This window comes from Acinetobacter sp. YH12097 (genome assembly GCF_013419225.1).
GTDB lineage: Bacteria > Pseudomonadota > Gammaproteobacteria > Pseudomonadales > Moraxellaceae > Acinetobacter > Acinetobacter amyesii.
Window position 1 is genome coordinate 1 of the sequence record NZ_VPAN01000091.1, and the last position, 2,351, is coordinate 2,351.

2 protein-coding genes and 1 rRNA gene are annotated in these 2,351 nt (G+C 39.1%); 1 reads left to right on the plus strand and 2 read right to left on the minus strand.

What is annotated here, in order from left to right; all coding sequences use genetic code 11:
* Positions 1 to 206 (plus strand): integrase core domain-containing protein (locus tag FTU37_RS16485; RefSeq protein WP_180005052.1); only part of this gene is annotated, 206 nt, incomplete at its 5' end.
* Between the two features lie 47 nt (positions 207 to 253).
* Here FTU37_RS16485 and FTU37_RS16490 read toward each other — a convergent pair.
* Positions 254 to 1,627 carry an MFS transporter gene (locus tag FTU37_RS16490; RefSeq protein ID WP_180041594.1) on the minus strand — a complete coding sequence of 458 codons (1,374 nt, stop codon included), beginning with the start codon at positions 1,625 to 1,627 and terminating at the stop codon, positions 254 to 256.
* Positions 1,628 to 2,251: 624 nt separating this feature from the next.
* Positions 2,252 to 2,351, minus strand: a 5S ribosomal RNA gene (gene rrf / locus FTU37_RS16495); the annotation flags it as partial.

Genomic DNA, 2,351 nt, shown 5'->3' on the forward strand with positions numbered 1-2,351 from the left:
ACTGTTACCAGAATGCATTAGCAGAGCGGATTAATGGAATATTAAAGCAGGAGTTTTTAATTACACGATGTCAAACCATGAAGGAGTTAGATCACTTAATTGCGGAATCTATTATGATTTATAATTGCTATAGACCACATTTAAGTTTAAATATGAACACCCCGAATCAGACGTATGAGCAAACTAAAACCGAGCTAATTGCTTAACTCGGTTTGAAGTGGAATACTGTCAATCTATTTCAGGACAAGACATTTTAGCTATACGAACGCTGTGTTTTCACTGAAGTCTTATTCACATTTTCTAAAGCGGCAACCTCTTCATCCGTTTGCGCTTTGCGAATAAAGAACACTGCAATCGCTGCGATGACTACTGGAATTCCCACGGCCATAAAGTTAATTTGATGTGGCAATTCTTGTGATAATAAATAGCCGATCAGAATCGGGCCAACAATCGCACCTGTACGACCGACTGCAGATGCCCATCCAATACCTGTCGAACGTACAGACAACGGATAGTACTGTGCAACATAGCTATAGAGTAAGATTTGAGAACCAATTGCTGATGCACCTGCGACTGCAACCAAAAGATAGATCACAGGCTGTGGTGAATTAAAGCCGAGTAAAGATAGTGCCACAGCACCTGCAAGACATAATGTAATGATCACCGGTTTTAAGTGGAATTTGTCCGCTAAAATACCGCCGCCAATCGTACCAATTACGGCACCAATATTCATCGCCAATAGGAAGGTCAAACTGCTACCTAATGAATAACCTGCGGCCATCATTAGTTTTGGTAACCAACTGCCTAATGCATAAAGCGTTAATAGACACATAAAGAAACACAGCCAAAACAACATCGTACTTACGCCACGACCTTGCTTATACAACGCTTTAACAGACGTTCCACCCGGAACCGCAACTTCAGTCAGTTCCAGTTGAGTATTTGCAGTCACGGTTTGTTCAGGTGCAATGGTTTGAATCATACGACGTGCTTCATCATGACGATTCACCTTCACCAAAAATGTGAGCGATTCAGGTAAAAATTTCCAAGCAAATGGCAACAGTAACAGTGGAATACCCGCAATGAAGAACATGATTTGCCAGCCATAATCCGCAGTAAACCATGAACCAAAGAGAGCCGCCATGATGCCACCCATTGCATAACCACTGAACATAGTGGTCACTAAAGTACTGCGTAGATGCTTAGGTGCATATTCAGATGTCAATGCCACAAGGTTCGGTAATACCCCACCAATGCCAAGTCCAGCAATAAAACGTAACGCGCCAAATTCCGTTGGATTTGATGCAAAACCGCCTAAAAATGTGAATGTACTGAATAAAAATACACAAATCATGATAACTTTTTTACGGCCAATCTTATCAGCCAAAGTACCAAACATCATGGCACCAAACATCATCCCTGCAAGTGCTGTACTCGCTAGCATACCTGCCTGAACAGCTGTTAATCCCCAATCTTTCATTAATAAAGGCAGCGCAACACCATTGATCGCTAAGTCGTAACCATCAAATAAAATAAGAATTAGACACCACATCATGATGCTGAAATGCGATTTTGTGAACTTAGCGTTATCGACAACGCTATTCACATTCATTGTGCTTGTAGACATTGAACCTCACCTCCAATTGTGAGTTTTATTTTTCGCTACAATGCCGTTTTTGAATGTAAATTGTCCAAAATTACAAAGGTATAGATCCATACCTTTCAGATATATCCATGTCGTTTGGGAATAAAATGTCATAAAAACTTAGATATTTTTGAAATATTTATACATAAAAAAGTCGATGGACTGTGGGTCTAGTTTTTATAATGATTAATTTTCAATGTGTTACTAGAAGCTAAATCACAATCAGACGATAGATTATTTGATATGAAAATTGTCAGAATAAAACTCAAATTTTATAGAAAAAAACCAGACTCTACGATCTAGGTCGTAGATTTCTAAATCATAAGGCATTAGCCATCACTTAAGTCGATAATTAGGCATTTAAACTGTTGTTTTAGCTGACTTACATTCAGGTTTTCCGACATTTTTAAGCTGAGAATTCCTTCAATTGATGATTTTTAAATGCGTTTATTGTCTAATAATCATCCATGTTTAAATAATTCAAGCCACAATCTATCAATATTTTTATCATCTCCCTGTTTTATGCTTCTGCTTATCTTCTTTTCCCCTTTTCTCCACACATAAAAAAACACCCCCTGCACTAGTCAGGGGGTGTTTCGAATAATGAGCTGGCGATGACTTACTCTCACATGGGTAACCCCACACTACCATCAGCGCTAAGAGGTTTCACTTCTGAGTTCGGGAAGGGATCAGGTGGTTCACTCTT

Excerpts from the sequence above, each read along its gene's own strand:
- FTU37_RS16490 (WP_180041594.1), bottom strand. The coding sequence starts at position 1,627 with ATGTCTACAAGCACAATGAATGTGAATAGCGTTGTCGATAACGCTAAG.